This is a genomic window from Nodosilinea sp. FACHB-131, assembly GCF_014695395.1.
Classification (GTDB): Bacteria; Cyanobacteriota; Cyanobacteriia; order Phormidesmidales; family Phormidesmidaceae; genus Nodosilinea.
In genome coordinates this window covers 1-14,724 of sequence record NZ_JACJOF010000026.1, presented here as the reverse complement: position 1 = coordinate 14,724, position 14,724 = coordinate 1, and the positions used below count along the sequence as shown (strand labels likewise).

Sequence of the window (14,724 nt, the reverse complement as noted above, 5' to 3'; positions counted from 1 at the left end):
GTTCGATGGGGCGATCGCACTCACGCCAACTGCGGCAAATTCCCTCACCCCTGCACAACTGGCCATCGCTGCACTGTCCCGCCACCGAGCCATAATCACCCAACTCGCCTAGGAGGTCATTTGCTTGGGCTGGTGAATGATGCGATCGCCTTCAACCTACTGACAACAACAGAGGAATTTGTAATTTCTCTAACTTCGCCGTTGAAGCGAGAAAGGCTATAGTCGTCCAGATTTTAGCTGATGACACTATGCGATCTTTACTACTTGGGGGCTTCGCCTGTGTGGCCCTAATGGGTTCCCCTACTCTGGTTCAAGCCCAAAACCTTGAAGCTCTTTTCAGCCAGGGCAGCGCTGCTCAGGCGGCTGGCAACTCTGCTGAGGCTGAAGCAATTTGGCACCAAGTGCTGCGCCTTGATCCGGACAATGCCAGTGCTTACAACAACCTGGGGAATGCGTTGGCTAACCAGGGGCAATTAGCGAAGGCAGAAGCCGCCTTCCGCGAAGCCACTCGCCTCAATCCCGACTATGCCACTGCCTACTACAACCTGGGAATTACGTTGGCTGACCAGGGGCAGTTAGCGGAGGCAGAAGCCGCTTACCGCGAGGTCATCCGCCTCAATCCAGACAATGCCATTGCCTACACCAAATTGGGAAATGCGTTGGCTGACCAGGGGCAACTAGCGGAGGCAGAAGCCGCCCTCCGCGAGGCCATTCGCCTCGATTCGAATAGTGCCATTGCCTACTACAGCTTAGGGACTGTGTTGGCTGACCAAGGGCAGTTAGCGGAGGCGGAAGCCGCCTACCGCGAGGCCATTCGTCTCGAGCCGGAGTTTGCCATTGCCTACTACAACTTGGGGCTTGCGTTAGCTGACCAAGGGCAATTAGCGGAGGCGGAAACCGCCCTCCAAGAGGCGATTCGCCTTAATCCAGACTATGCCCGTGCCTACAACAACTTAGGGACTGTATTGTATGACCAGGGACGATTAGCGGAGGCGGAAGTCGCCCACCGCAAGGCTATCGGCCTCGAGCCGGACAATGCCCTCGCTCACTACAACCTTGGGATTGCGTTGGCTAGCCAGGAGCGGTTAGTGGAGGCGGAAGCCGCTCTCCGCGAGGCCATTCGCCTCAATCCGGACGATGCCATTACTCACAACAACTTAGGGAATGCGTTGGCTGATCAGGGACGCTTTACGGAGGCGGAAGCCGCCTTCCACGAGGCCATTCGCCTCGATCCAAACTATGCCCTTGCCTACTACAACTTGGGGTTTACATTGGCTGACCAAGGGCGTCTTACGGAGGCAGAAGCTGCCTACCAAGAGGCTATTCGCCTCGATCCGGACTACGCCATTCGCCAGTAAAACTTTGGGTGCCGGTATCAAACCCAACGGCCATTAGCAGAAGCCATCGCTCTTGACGAGCAAGCTCTGCAGCTTGCGGAAGATACCCTAGCCCAAAACAACCTGACAGAGGCCCAGCAGCTCTTGTCTCTAAACGTTCTCGGGTCTCCCGTTCCCCGCGGGGGCTGGAATTCCCTTCTAGCTTTGGACTGCTTCGCATGGGCGAAGCCCTACAGCCTTCTGCCTTGCGGTACTAGGGTGGTTAGAGTCGAGGTGGTGAAAGTTCCTGAGTTCAGGTGTACTATTAAACTAGTGCATTCACACCTTCGATAGTCTATCGAGGCAACCATGGCCAATTTGCTGCTGATCGAAAGCCCTGGCAAGGTGAAGAAGCTGGGGCAAATCCTGGGTCCGGGCTGGGTGATCAAGGCCAGCATGGGCCATGTGCGCGAACTCGCCAATGACGGTGAAGATGCCCTCGGCTTTGACCTGGGGCCGGGCGGCATCGACTGCCGCTACCAGCCTCGCGATGCCCGAGCTCAAAAGGTGCTGGCCGACCTGCGTCAGGCGGTCAAAGCCGCTGACTGCGTCTACATTGCCACTGACCCCGATCGCGAAGGCGAAACCATTGGCTGGCACTTGCAGCAGGCGCTCAACCTAAAAAATCCTCGGCGGGTGGTCTATAGCGAAATCACCTCCCAGGCGGTGAGAGCGGCGATCGCCCAGCCCCGCACCCTTGACCAGAGCCTGGTCGCCGCCGGACGCGCCCGCGACTGCCTCGATAAGCTGGTGGGCTACAAGGGCAGTCGCCACGTGGTCTGGCCCCTCAATAACGGCGCAAAATCTATGGGTCGAGTGCAGAGCGCCGCCCTGCACTTGCTCTGCGTCAGGGAGAGAGCCATTCAGGCCTTTGTGCCCCAAGACTACTGGAGTGTGTGGGTGACCTACGGCGAAGGGTTTAAAGCCTTTTATCGCAGCAGTCCTAAGCCACAGCGGCCACCGGCCAAAGATGCGGAGGATAAGGGCGCTGAGCAGGAGTCTGAGCGGGTGACCTCTCAGGAGCGGGCCGATCAGCTGGTGGCGATCGCCCAATCCCATCCCCATCGGGTGCTGCACATCGAAGGCAAGCAGACCACCCAATCGCCCCCGCCACCCTTCGTCACCTCGACGTTGCAGCAGGCGGCTGGCTCCAAATTGCACTTCAGCCCAGAGCACACCATGAAAGTGGCCCAAGCGCTCTACGAAAAGGGCCACATTACCTATATGCGCACCGATTCGATCACCCTCTCGGCCCCCTTTTGTGACGCGGTGCGCCAGTACATGGAGCAGCACGACCCCACTAACTTGCCTCGCAAAGCCACCCAGCATCGCGCCATCAAGGGATCTCAAGAAGCCCACGAAGCGATTCGCCCCACCGATGTCAATCACCTACCCCAGCACCTCCAGCGAGAACTCTCTGCCGAGCAGGCCCGACTCTACGAGCTGATTTGGAATCGGGCGGTGGCCTCGCAATGTGCCCCAGCGCGCCTGCGCAAAACGCGCATTGTCACTCAGTCAGGCAACGCCTACTGGGAAGCTCGCGGCCAGGTGCTGGAATTTGCCGGCTACACCCGCTACTGGAACAACCTCAGCGCCGATTCAGTGTTGCCTGCCCTGACCCAGGGGCAACCCCTTCAGCTCGAGCAGGCCCAAGCGGATGCCAAGCAGACTCAGCCGCCGCCCCGCTACAGCGAGCCCAAGCTAGTGAAGCTGATGGAGCAAAAAGGGATCGGTCGCCCCAGCACCTATGCCCCCACTATCAAAACCCTGCGGCAGCGAGAATATGTGGATCTGCTCCAGGGTAAGCTCCAGCCCACTGCCTTAGGGTTGGAGCTTGATGGGGCCTTGGAGAAACTCTTGCCCGATTTGATTCAGCCAGAGTTTACCGCTCAGATGGAGACGGCCCTAGACGCGATCGCCACCGGGCACCAGGAGTGGCAGGCCTATCTGCTCAACTGGAATCGGGATTATTTTGCCCCGGCGATCGCCCAAGCGAAATCCCAACTTCTCTCCCTACCGACCTTTGCCGAGCATTCCCCAGCACCAGGAGCGATGTCTTCTGAGCGATCGGCAGCCACCAAGGCCAAGCCCACCAATGGGCAACCGACCAAAACCAAATGCCCCACCTGCGGCGAGGCGATGACCAAACTTCCCTCCCGGTCTAAGAAGATGAAAGCTAAGCACTTTCTCAAATGCTCAGGCCTAGGCTGTGGCACAGTCATGTTTTGGAATGCTCAAGCCAAACGCTACGAGCTACCTCAAGCCCAGCGCCAGGCGCTCAGTTCAGAGATGTTTACCGATCATCCCTGCCCAAAATGCGGTGCTTTACTTGAGCGCTATGCCTACACCAAGGATGGACAAAACAAAGTCATGCTGCGCTGCTCGCTCCTTGAGAATCGCCGTGGCAAGTGTAAGGAAGTCGCCTTCTTTCAAAGCCAAGGGGAGTTTTGGTCGCCTAAATTCGGCACTTTGAAGGCATCGGCTCCTAGCCCTTAAGCGTTTTCGGTGTTGCTAACTTGAAACAGGAATACGACATTGTTACGCTGCGTCCTGTTCACCTAACTGTTCAGTGAGCTTAGATCTTATTGGAGCGAGTTGATTTGGAGAGCAATCTCAATGCCTATCATCAGTTGCGGCGATCGCCTCTAGATTCTCAATGCGCTGCTTAAGCTGCTCCAGGGTTTCAGATTGAAATAGAGTGTCATGTTGGTCATAACGTAATCTTCTCAATATAACGATCGTGCTAATTACCACACCGAACACAACCGTTGATGGTAAAAAGAGCAGCTTTTGATCTTGTCCTTGACCGGTGAGCAAGATGGAAATCAGGAGCATTGCTGTTGCGTATGCCCAAATTCTAGAAATGATCGTAACGCGAACGTCTCTTTGAGTTGAAATTGTCACAGGTTCCTCCTAAGGTTTAGTTACAACACCGCGTAAAACCTAGGCTTTACCAAGTTGCATCAGAAAATCCGTAGGCTTTTTTTGATTCTAGAGTCATGTCAGCCTACTTGTTTTGCTAGTTCCAAACTCGATATCTGTTGCATAAATAGTATTGCCTTGTTGACCAATTCAGGACCCGCCTTTTCAGGTGAACCGACATCAAATGGAGGGGCGGGATCGTACTCCAGTAATAATTGAACAATCTTGGCGGTTTCCTCACCGTAGAGAATACTCGCGATCGTCAAACCGAAATCAATTCCGGCTGTCACGCCTCCACCCGTAATGCGATTGCGATCGACAACGACGCGCTCAGTTCCAACCTCAACGCCTAGTGACATCAAATGTTCGCGCATTCCCCAATGCGTTGCTGCTCGATAACCTTGTAGCAAACCCGCTTTCGCCAGAAATTCTGACCCACCACACACAGAGGTTATAAACTTTGCATTACTGCTCTGTTCTCGGAAAAACTCCAGCACTTCTGGATCGTCTACGACTGCCCGCTGTTCTAAGCCACCCCCGACACAAATCACGTCCAAAGGCGGGCAATCCTCAAAGGTGGTGTCCGGCAAAATCACCAATCCATCATCAGTGGTGATTGGGTCTAAAGTTCTCCAGATCCGATGAAGTTTGACACCCGGAAGGGCACTAAAAACTTGATGCGGTCCCACAATATCAAGCGATGTCATACCAGGATAGAAGACCAAGCCGATGATATGTTGCTTTGAATCAGTCATGAATTCATCTCGCTGTGGCGGTTGCAATCAAATCTGTCCTTATACTAGAAGTGGCAGCCGACCTCGCATAGTCCTCGATCGAGTACTCTTTTCACCGCCATGACCATTTCCCTAAAACTTTTATTTGAAGGAATTCAGCAAGCAGAGGATGAAGACGGCCTGCGATCGCAGCTTGCGCCACAAATTGGAGAGTACTTTGTTGCCAAGCGAGCGGGGGTATTTTTCTTTGACCAGCTGTTAACCGACCAAAAGTTTCAAACCGTTCTAAACCTTGCCCTATCGCTTGAACATAATCCTGTGGCGCGTTACATTGCGGAACGCCATACCCCCGTTCACGAAGGATTGGTGACAACACCCAAAGCCTGGAAATTAATCTGTCCGCGTCCAGATCACTGGCATGTGATGGCAGGCCCGATCGTCGATCGCGGTCAATTGGTGGGTGCGGTGGGGTGTACCCGCGAAAAATCAATGCTTGCTTTTGATACTCAAAACTTAGCCGATCTGAGTGCCGTCTGTTTGCATCTGTCTGCTTGGACTGCAAGTGTGCGGCTGACACGAAGCGCGGCTTTACAACCTCAGCCTCAATCATTTAGCACCAGTCGATTGACACCGCGCGAGCTACAAATTGCTGATTTAGTAGCTTTGGGGCGAACCAATGCAGAGATTGGGAGTGAACTTTGGATTACCGAGAATTCCGTCAAGCAGGCTTTGAAGCGAATGTTCCGTAAGCTAAACGTTTCGTCACGGGCAGAAATGGTTGCACAGATCTCCACGACACAACTCTATTCCTCCAAGTAACAAGCTATCTCCAACTAGCTTGATGCCAAACTCTCGCCAGTAGTCTTTCGCTTACGCCTTCTGCACTCAACTAGCTACATAACTTGTCATTAGAAAAAGTTTTCGTCTAGTGTCCCTATAGTGCAAAGAAGCGGCACTACTTGTGGTGAGACACAGTGTCTAGACTCGGCTTGGATTGAGCAGGTTTACAATCTCGCGAACAAAGCGCTCTGGCTCTAACGGTTTCGTTAAATGGGCTTGAAAGCCTGCTTGGAGCGCTTTTTCTTGGTCGATTTCGGCGGCATAGGCAGTCAGCGCGATCGCTGGCACTCTACATCCCTGATCGGGTGGGCGAGAGCGAATCTGCTGTATTAGCCTGTAACCATCCATTTCTACCATGCCAATATCGCTGACTATGATATCGGGAAGCCACTGCTCCAAAGTTTGCAACGCTTCTACACCTGAAGCAACGGCTACGACGGTTGCCCCATGCTGCTCTAGCAGAAAAGACTGAAACTCACGAGTATCGGTATCGTCATCGACGAGCAAAATTTGCACGTTATCTAAACGTGCTTCTGCACCAGATTGAGGCTGGTTTTGCTCAGAAAAAATCGGCGTTGCCTGTCGCAGGACAGGTAGCTGCACGCTAAAGGCCGCACCTTGATGCTCGCCTCTACTTTCCGCTTTGACCTTACCGCCGTGCAATTCCACAATTTGCCGCACGATCGCGAGTCCCAATCCCAGACCGCCAAATTTGCGAGTTGTTGAGCCGTCTTCTTGCCGGAAATGCTCAAACACGTGGGGCAGAAATTGCGGACTGATTCCCTTTCCTGTATCGATGACTCGAATTTGGGCGATCGCATGGCCAGAACTACTTCCGGTAGCAATTTGCCTCAGTTGGACCGTCACCTGTCCGCCATTGTCGGTGAACTTGATCGCATTGGTGAGCAGGTTCCAAACCATTTGCTGCAGTCGGGCAGCATCGCCCGAGACCGGAGCTACGTCTGGATCAAGATCAAGCGTAATTTGAATGTTTTTCGCGTCTGCCGCCAATTTCACGGTTTCACTAGCGGCAGCAATCACAAATGCCAAACTAACCGACGTCGCTGTTAGCGTGAGTTTGCCTTGCATGATGCGGGAAATGTCGAGCAAATCCTCAATCAGTTGGACCTGTAGTTTAGCGTTACGCTCGATCGTGTCTAAGGCATTAATTTGACGAGCAGCATCAAGTTTGCCGCTGCGGAGTAGTTTTGTCCAGCCCAAAATCGGGTTCAGGGGCGATCGCAATTCATGGGATAGCACCGCCAAAAATTCGTCTTTGATTTGGTTGGCTCGTTCCGCCGTTTCCCGTGCGGCTTGTTCGCGCTGTAGCAGTTCTTCTCGTTCTGCTTCGGCTTGTCTTTGGGCGGTTTTGTCCTGCATGATTTTGACAAATCCCTGCGCGTTGCCCGCTTCGTCTTGCAACGGCATTACCAAGCCACTGCCCCAAAAGCGACTGCTATCTTTTCGCAGGTGCCAACGTTCATTTTCGGCCCGTCCTTGAGTTGAAGCAATTTGCAGCTCTCGCTCGGCTTTTCCTTGTTTTCTGTCTTCTGGTGTAAAGATAATCCGACTGTTGTGACCAATAATTTCGGCTTCTGAGTATTGCAGCAAGCGTTCGGCACCGGCATTCCATTTCGTCACGATGCCATTGAGATCAAGCGTGAAGATGGCGTAATCTTTGGCACTTTCAATCATCAGGCGCAGGTGCGATTCGCTCTGACGCAATAACTCTTCTGCTTGTTTGCGAGCGCTAATGTCGGTAAACACAATCGCCACCTGATGCAGCGCTGCATCGCCGACCCGCGACAGCAAAACATCGAACCAGCGATCGAGCGTATCTGATCGCTCTTCAGTGCGGATGGACTCACCAGTACGGATGACTTGGGCGTAAAGGTCATTCCAATATTGTTCCGGTCCCGGTACGAGTTCACTTACTCTTTTGTCCGCTAGATTAGCAACACCGAACTGCCGCTCAAAAGCTGGGTTCGCTTGTAAGATACGGTGATCAAACGGCTTGGTCTCAGTGTCAAAGAGCACTTCAATGATGCAAAAGCCTTCGTCAATCGACTCAAACACCGTGCGATATTTCGCTTCAGATTCACGTAGCGCGGCTTCAGCGCGGGCGCGTTCGACAGCGGCCCAGGTTTGCGCTGCTGTCTCTTCCACCCATTGCACTTCGCGCTCTGCCCATGCCCGAGGGGTGGCCTGATGAACCGCTAGCAGCGCCACGAATTGATCCTTTTTGATTAGGGGGACATCGAGATGGGCTGCAATATCGATCGCCCGATACATGGCCTTTTCACTGTCTGTATAGTTGAGGGAGTTTGCCACGTCGGCAACGATCGCTGTTCGCCCCGCTCGATGGTCATCGGTCAAATTACGCCCAAAGTCTTCCAGACGATATTGCCCGATCAGCTCAGCAACACCGTTCGTGTAGTTTTTATGAACGCTCACGTCCTTGCCGCCCGGCAAGACTTCAGCGTAGATAACGCGGCTGGCTCCTAAGTATTCGCCCAAGATTCGAGCAGCGGTGGCTTGAATCTCAACGGCATCGGTCAGCAGGCACAGCGCATCGGCGAGTGTGACCCGAAATGCATCGGCTTGTGCAGCTTGGCGTGAGGTGGCTGTTTGAGAACCACTTTGCAATGGAACCGATGCTTGCTGCACCGGTTCGGGGCCTTGAGCTTGATTGAGTTCAGCTAGTCGACTCTGCACTGCCGTTTTCAGGCTGTTTGACCAGGTTTCGACCGCCCCTAAAGGCGTTTGTGACCAGTCGTGCGATCGCAGGAGTGTTTCTATCTCACCACCTTCAAAAGGCTCGTCGGGCATCTCCTGGTGTTGCTCTGCCCTCATGCTTTTGACTTCCTTAAGGGCAGGTATTTTCCTTGGATTGCCTGACTGCATTCCCGCAAAGCTCCGTCAGGTGACTCCGTCAACTGGGTTAGCAAGGTCTCAACTTGTCTGAGTGCTAAAGGAGAAGGAGTGGCATGTCCGTTTTCCCAACGATTGATGGTAGGGAAGGAGACTCCAAGTTGAGCCGCAAACTTCTCCTGGGTCAGTTTTAAGGTTTGCCGCAGATCTCGAATCAGTTGACCAATAGCAGGCTGTTCAATCCCTAAGTAATCTTGATGAAAAGCCAAGGCACTCACAGTTTATAAAGTCCTTTACTGCTGTCAGCCTAATTGGTTCTAGGAGAAATCTATCTATCCCTAGACGGAAGCTGTTAAACACCTCTAGAAATCCAGCGGCCAAAAATTGCTGAATAGGTTTTTGAAACCTACATGGTCCCAAAACAGCTGAATATTGTTGATTTGGAACAGCCCCTTGGCGAAACTTGCCGTGATGGCAATTTCCGCCAGGGACTGTTCGTTGCCCTCCGCCTGTTCACCGCAAAGCCTAACCCCCCAGGTAGCCGCGCCGGTGCTGGTGAAGGATAACCGGCTCTCGTTAATGGAGCTGTTAGCCGAGGCACTGATCGCCAAGCTGCTGCCGCCCCTCATGACGACGCTGGTTGTCCAGACTGCGATCGCTGCACAGGTTGCGATCGCACGGGTCAAAGCCAAGCACCTGCCTTCGCCACTAAGAAAGGGCAGATATAACAAATCCCTGCTAGGGCTTCAGAAACGCTGATAGAGGACGCAAACCGAACCTGCAAAGGAAACGATTGTACCCGCAATCTGGCAGTGCAGCCAACCGCCAATTGTAGCTCTGGCCGTTGTGCACACATTCGCTGATATCGGTGTCAGTGTGGAGATATGAGCCGATCTACACCGCCGCAGAGAAGCTGCTAAGTAACGATTTTATGCTCGACGGTTTCAACGCCGAGGTTGCAATGCCTATCTACTGACGAACTCTAGACCGCCCTGGGCCTAGCCTGCGCTGGCCCCACCAACACCACACCTACCCAGAACCATGACCGACAACACCGCAGACCTAGCCCGCGCACTGAAACAAATCGAAGTCGCCACGATGGCGATCGCCGCGACGAACCCACCTAACTGGAAACGCCCGCTTGATGCCTATCGTGATGGTTGGGTAGCTGCGATCGGGGCGATCGAGGTCGCCCACGACGACCACGGCCCCACCGTCATTTGGTGGATGGGTCATCATTACACCCGCCGCAGTGGCAGTAACCCCAAATTTGGTGCGGCGATTTGGTTCAGCCGCAGTATGGGCAAAGGCGAAGATGGCGAGGCTAGCTACGTAAGGCTAATTACCTTTGCCGACAGCCCTACACCCACAGCAGAGCCGCTGCCGGACTACGTGGTGAAAGCCCTCGATCGCAGTCATTCAAAGAGGTAGCCATCAGCGTCCTTTGCTATGCCTTAGGCAAGCCGTTTGACCGTCGCCTCACTTGCCCCAAACTGGTGGGCAATCTCCCGCTTCGATTGAGCGGTTGTTTTACAACCTCGTTGGATCTGCTTTCGAGTGAACTCGGGCAACGCTCTGAGCATTGAATCCTCTTCAGATAACGGTTCCGGCTCAGCCATCCCTAGGCTCAGCCAGGTCCAACCCTGCCCGCCAGCACTACTAGCTACCCATACCACAGCAGGTTGTACAGGACACGTTATTTGTCATCGACGACAGATAACGTGTCACTGTACAACATAAAAAAAATGTACAGTGACACGTTATTTGTCATCGGGTCAAATTAGTGTCGCCAGCCTGAATCTCTTTATTTTCAGTTGTTTCCAGTATTTTGCCAGGTGTTTTTGCTCTCTTCAGAGGTTGTAAATAAGGAACACATTGACTGTCGTCTTCCGTAAAAGTGCCACACTGCTTGTCGGCTTTCTTCAAAGCTAAAACTGGGTAAGTGACAGAATGAGTGTCGCTTTCTGCTCAAATGGCGTACAATACGTATGAACTACTCATCCCACTGATCGTAACGATTGAAGTGGGTGAGGGTTAGTTGGCTTTTTGGATTAGAGGGCTAGCTGAATGGTGTTAGATGTATCCCAAAAGAATTGGGATCAACCAATAGAAGAGGTGCTTTCTGCTCAGAGAGACCCTGATCAATCGGGAGGAATCACGATTGTTGAGCAGCTAGACGAAGAGGCCCAGCGCAAGCTGGAGGTGATTCAGTCGTTGCTAGAGCCATGCGATCGCGCTACCTATGGCGAAAAGCTGCGGGAAGCGGCTGACAAGCTGGGGTGTTCTGTTCGCACTGTGCAGCGATTGGTTAAGCGGTGGGAGGTAGAAGGGGTTTCAGCCCTTGTGACCTTCGGTAGAGCTGACCAGGGCAAGCATCGAATCTCTGAGTTCTGGCAAGACTTTATTATCAAGACCTACGAGGCAGGCAACAAAAGCAGTAAGCGCATGAAGCCGAAGCAAGTTGCCGTCAGAGTGCAGGCTAAAGCGCGTGAGGTGGGGGAGAACAACCCGCCCGGCTACAAAACCGTGCTACGGGTGCTAAAACCCATTATTGAGCGGAAGGAAAAGGCTAAAAGCATTCGTAGCCCAGGGTGGAGGGGATCAACACTGTCGGTTAAAACTCGTGATGGTCAAGATCTCTCGATCGAGTACAGCAACCATGTGTGGCAGTGCGACTATACCCGTGCCGATGTGATGCTGGTTGACCAGTACGGTAAGATTCTGGGACGGCCTTGGTTGACGACCGTTGTTGATACCTACTCACGCTGCATTATGGGCATCAACCTGGGGTTTGATGCGCCTAGTTCTCAGATAGTAGCCCTGGCCCTGCGCCATGCTATTTTGCCTAAAAAGTATGGGCCGGAGTACAAACTCAACTGTGAGTGGGGCACGTTTGGCAAGCCCGACCATTTTTATACCGACGGCGGTAAAGATTTTCGCTCTAACCACCTCCAACGCATTGGGGCAGATTTGGGATTTGCTTGCCACTTGCGCGATCGCCCCTCAGAGGGCGGCGTTGTAGAGCGGCCTTTTCGCACGTTGAATGACCAGTTGTTTTCAACCTTACCTGGATACACCGGGTCCAATGTTCAGCAGCGCCCCAAAGACACCGAGAAAGAGGCCAGCCTCACTCTGAGAAATTTAGAGTACCTGATCGTGCGATTTATTTGTGACCAATACAATCAAACCCTCGATGCCCGCATGGGTGACCAAACCCGCTTTCAGCGCTGGGAGGCAGGGCTTCCGAAGGTGCCAGAGGTGATTGATGAGAAGCACCTAGACGTGTGTCTCATGAAAGAAGGGCGTCGCACGGTGCAGCGGGGCGGACACCTGCAATTTGAGAATTTGACCTATCGAGGAGAAAACTTGGCCGGGTATGCCGGTGAGGTAGCTTCCATTCGGTTTGACCCCAATGACATCACCATGGTGCGGGTTTATCGCAAAGAGGGAGCAGGGGAGGTTTTTCTGACCCGCGCCTATGCTCAGGGACTGGAGACTGAGCAGCTTTCTTACGAAGAGGCTAAGGCAAGCAGTAAAAGCTTGCGAGATAAGGGCAAGACGATCAGTAATGAGTCAATTTTGCAGGAAACGGTGGAGCGAGATGCGCTGGTTGCCAAGAAAAGCCGGAAGCAGCGCCAGCGGGAGGAGCAGGTACTTGCGAAGCCCACAATAGCTCCTGAGCCAGAACTGATTGAAACGGATTTAGACCAGGAGGAGTCTACGGATGAGGTTGCCCTGGACTTAGATGCCTTTGAGCCGATTGATTTTGATGATATTCGTGGAGCTTGGTGAGCATGGTACAAGCAAAGGCATGGGCTGACGCCCTCGGAGAATCTAAGCCAGATGCGGCCTCGCTCCAAGAAGAAATAGCGCGTTTAAGGAAAAAAGCCATCTTGCCCCTAGAGCATGTAAGCAAGCTACACGATTGGTTAGATGGTAAACGCAAGGCAAGGCAGTCATGCCGGATTGTCGGGGAGTCTAGAACGGGTAAGTCGAGCGCTTGTGAAGCCTATTTTTACCGGCATAAGCCTAGGCAAGAAACAGGCAAGAAGCCGATTGTCCCTGTGGTATACATTCAGCCGCCGCAGAAGTGCGGATCAAGGGAGCTATTTAAGGAGATCATCGAATTCCTCAAATATCGGGTTGCCAAGGGAACTGTCTCAGATTTCCGGGGACGGGCTTTTGAGGTGCTGAAGGGCTGTGAGGTGGAGATGATCATCATGGATGAAGCAGATCGCCTCAAGCCAGAGACCTTTGCCGATGTGAGGGATTTTTACGACAAGCTGGCCATTTCAGTGGTGCTGGTAGGGACGGATCGACTGGATGCGGTCATCAAGCGCGACGAGCAGGTATACAACCGTTTTCGGGCTTGCTATCGCTTTGGCAAGCTCTCTGGGGAGGATTTTGTTAATGCGGTCAAGCTATGGGAGCAAAAAGTCCTGGCGTTGCCGGTGGCGTCCAACTTGACCGGTAAACCAATGCAGAAAATCTTGCTGGAGGCAACAGAAGGGTACATTGGCCGGATGGATGAGGTACTGCGGGAGTCGGCAATTCGTGCCCTGGGCCAGGGGCTAAAAAAGATTGAAAAGTCGGTGCTGCAAGAGGTGGCCAGGGAGTACAAGTGATGGTGGATGCAGGTATTCAACCCTGGTTATTTGAGGTAGAGCCCTTGGAGGGGGAGAGCCTGAGCCATTACTTGGGGCGGTTTCGGCGGCAAAACCATCTGATGCCGGGTGGGTTAGGGACGATGGCTAGTATTGGAGCAGTGGTGGCCCGCTGGGAAAAGTTTCATTTGAACCCTTACCCAACCCAGGCGCAGTTTGAGGCGTTAGGGAAGGTGCTAGGGCTCTCTACAGAGCGGTTGTGGGGGATGCTGCCGTCTCAAGGAGAGGGAATGCAGTGTGCGCCGATTCGGCTATGTGGGGCCTGCTATGGGGAGGATCCCTGCCACCGGATTGAGTGGCAGTATAAGTCTGTGTGGAAGTGCGATCGCCACAATCTCAAGCTCCTCACTAAATGTCCGAACTGCGAAGCCAAGTTTAAAGTTCCAGCCCTTTGGGAATGTAACTACTGTAGTCGATGTCAACTTTCATTTTCTCAAATGAAAGAGTTCCAGAGGATAGGGTAAGCCAATCTATGAACGAAACTAATTATGTAGACTGAGAACAAGTTATGACCAAATAAGTCTCATCCGTTATTCCTATACAGACCTGACATTACCAACTGGAAAAAATCCATACTTTTGTCAAATAGGACTTTGCATAAGGATCATACGACAGTGATTACTTGGGTAAAGCAGGTAGGCGAATGGTTCCCTGATGCCTACGACCCTGAAATGATTCCAGAGGTCGGCGAACTCGAAGAGTTAGAAACCTTCGTGGGCTCCCAAAAAACAAGATTTGGCTGTGGACGGCCGTTGACCATTTCAGAAAAGGAATTTTGGTTAGGTCTTAGATGACCATAGTGCTAAGACGTTTCAGCCCCTCTGGACGCGGGTCGCCAGTTGGCATTGCTACTTTTATGTCACCGACGGGTAGAAGGTGTATCCCAGCTTTATTCCAGAGTCTGCAAGTCCTACATGACTCGGGTAGAAGGAGAAAACACCCGATTACGGCACTATCTAGCCCGACTGCATCGCAAAACGCTTTGCTATTCCAAGTCTGTAGACATGCTGGCTTACTCCGTCCGATTGTTACTTCACTACCTCAAGTCCGACGATGTCCCGATTCCTTTAAGGTTCATGCCTTAATTCAGCAACGCCCGAAAAACCCATTGCGGCTGCATCGTCGCGTAGTTTGCGAATGAATATGACATACATCAATGCTGCATAGTGTAAGACTTACAATTATCAAACTGCTTCGGCCCAGGGGTAGAACTCTAGAGGTAATGATGAATTTGTTAGGGTGATTAAGAAGCTACGCAACGATGCCTATGCTGCCCTGCCCTGACTGCACCTCCGAACGGACCGTCAAGAATGGCCA

At 52.9% G+C, this 14,724-nt stretch carries 12 protein-coding genes and 1 pseudogene; 8 read left to right on the top strand and 5 right to left on the bottom strand.

All coding sequences use genetic code 11. The features are described 5' to 3' along the window. The first annotated feature begins 248 nt into the window (after nt 1–248). Nucleotides 249–1,358, top strand: a complete 1,110-nt coding sequence (locus H6F75_RS16170; protein WP_190753502.1) for a tetratricopeptide repeat protein — start codon at nt 249–251, stop codon at nt 1,356–1,358. A 327-nt stretch (nt 1,359–1,685) separates the two neighbouring features. Continuing rightward, the gene (gene topA, locus H6F75_RS16165; RefSeq protein ID WP_190753501.1) at nt 1,686–3,872 is read left to right on the top strand and encodes a type I DNA topoisomerase; all 2,187 of its coding nucleotides are present in this window, start codon (nt 1,686–1,688) and stop codon (nt 3,870–3,872) included. Nucleotides 3,873–3,989: 117 nt separating this feature from the next. Here the strand turns inward: topA and H6F75_RS16160 are convergent, their stop codons facing one another. Next, nucleotides 3,990–4,280 carry a hypothetical protein gene (locus H6F75_RS16160; protein WP_190753500.1) on the bottom strand — a complete coding sequence of 97 codons (291 nt, stop codon included), beginning with the start codon at nt 4,278–4,280 and terminating at the stop codon, nt 3,990–3,992. A 98-nt stretch (nt 4,281–4,378) separates the two neighbouring features. Further along, entirely contained in the window at nt 4,379–5,053 is a 675-nt protein-coding gene (locus H6F75_RS16155) for a DJ-1/PfpI family protein (protein WP_190753499.1), read from the bottom strand. Between the two features lie 99 nt (nt 5,054–5,152). Between H6F75_RS16155 and H6F75_RS16150 the strand changes: the two genes are divergently transcribed. Continuing rightward, a complete protein-coding gene (locus tag H6F75_RS16150) occupies nt 5,153–5,851 on the top strand; it encodes a helix-turn-helix transcriptional regulator (protein WP_190753498.1) in 699 nt (232 codons plus the stop codon). 159 nt (nt 5,852–6,010) lie between these two features. Here the strand turns inward: H6F75_RS16150 and H6F75_RS16145 are convergent, their stop codons facing one another. The 3 genes from H6F75_RS16145 to H6F75_RS16135 form a co-directional block, all read right to left on the bottom strand. Continuing rightward, the gene (locus tag H6F75_RS16145; RefSeq protein ID WP_190753497.1) at nt 6,011–8,725 is read right to left on the bottom strand and encodes a PAS domain S-box protein; all 2,715 of its coding nucleotides are present in this window, start codon (nt 8,723–8,725) and stop codon (nt 6,011–6,013) included. After that, a complete protein-coding gene (locus H6F75_RS16140; protein WP_190753496.1) occupies nt 8,722–9,012 on the bottom strand; it encodes a helix-turn-helix transcriptional regulator in 291 nt (96 codons plus the stop codon). Before H6F75_RS16140 ends, H6F75_RS16145 begins: the two co-directional genes overlap by 4 nt. A 93-nt stretch (nt 9,013–9,105) precedes the next feature. Further along, the gene (locus H6F75_RS16135) at nt 9,106–9,354 is read right to left on the bottom strand and encodes a hypothetical protein (RefSeq protein WP_190753495.1); all 249 of its coding nucleotides are present in this window, start codon (nt 9,352–9,354) and stop codon (nt 9,106–9,108) included. A 430-nt stretch (nt 9,355–9,784) separates the two neighbouring features. Between H6F75_RS16135 and H6F75_RS16130 the strand changes: the two genes are divergently transcribed. The 5 genes and pseudogenes from H6F75_RS16130 to H6F75_RS16110 all read left to right on the top strand — a co-directional run. Beyond that, nucleotides 9,785–10,174, top strand: coding sequence for a single-stranded DNA-binding protein (locus tag H6F75_RS16130; RefSeq protein WP_190753494.1), 390 nt, complete (start codon nt 9,785–9,787; stop codon nt 10,172–10,174). A 636-nt stretch (nt 10,175–10,810) separates the two neighbouring features. Continuing rightward, nucleotides 10,811–12,535 (top strand): Mu transposase C-terminal domain-containing protein, encoded by a 1,725-nt coding sequence (locus H6F75_RS16125; protein WP_199303978.1) that lies wholly within the window; start codon nt 10,811–10,813, stop codon nt 12,533–12,535. Between the two features lie 2 nt (nt 12,536–12,537). After that, nucleotides 12,538–13,368: a TniB family NTP-binding protein gene (locus H6F75_RS16120; protein ID WP_190753493.1), complete on the top strand. Its 831-nt coding sequence runs from the start codon at nt 12,538–12,540 to the stop codon at nt 13,366–13,368. Next, a complete protein-coding gene (locus H6F75_RS16115) occupies nt 13,368–13,871 on the top strand; it encodes a TniQ family protein (RefSeq protein WP_190753492.1) in 504 nt (167 codons plus the stop codon). The genes H6F75_RS16120 and H6F75_RS16115 overlap by 1 nt, the downstream gene beginning before the upstream one ends. Before the next feature lie 141 nt (nt 13,872–14,012). Further along, nucleotides 14,013–14,492: pseudogene (locus H6F75_RS16110) on the top strand (IS1 family transposase); the annotation flags it as partial. Between the last annotated feature and the right edge of the window lie 232 nt (nt 14,493–14,724).